This is a genomic window from Streptococcus sp. CL6.22 (genome assembly GCF_049738055.1).
Classification (GTDB): domain Bacteria; phylum Bacillota; class Bacilli; order Lactobacillales; family Streptococcaceae; genus Streptococcus; species Streptococcus mitis_DJ.
In genome coordinates this window covers 1-362 of sequence record NZ_JBKOTV010000034.1, presented here as the reverse complement: position 1 = coordinate 362, position 362 = coordinate 1, and the positions used below count along the sequence as shown (strand labels likewise).

General features: G+C 43.9%; 1 protein-coding gene. It reads left to right on the top strand.

Features of this window, described 5'->3' with window-relative positions; all coding sequences use genetic code 11:
- Positions 1–362 (top strand): Rib/alpha-like domain-containing protein (locus tag ACLNCW_RS09845; RefSeq protein WP_424846217.1); only part of this gene is annotated, 362 nt, incomplete at both ends.

Sequence of the window (362 nt, the reverse complement as noted above, 5' to 3'; positions counted from 1 at the left end):
AGTACGGAAGAAGTGACGGTAACGGTAAATGTAACTCCGCAAAATGATGAGTATACACCAAGTGGAATCCCTCAAGAAGTGGACAATGGTCACGTACCAGATCCAGAAGCAAGTGTAAACAAAACCGGCTTACCAGAAGGCACAACTGTTACATGGAAGACAAGGCCAGATGTCAGCACACCAGGCAGTCATCCAGGAGTAGCCTTAGTTCATTATCCAGATGGAACAGAAGATGAAGTGGATGTACCAGTTACAGTTAAGAAACAAAGTGACACCTTCACACCAACGGCGAAAGAGCCAAACCAAACGGTTCGTCACAATGAAGTACCAGATCCAGAGAAAAGTATTAATACAAATGACTT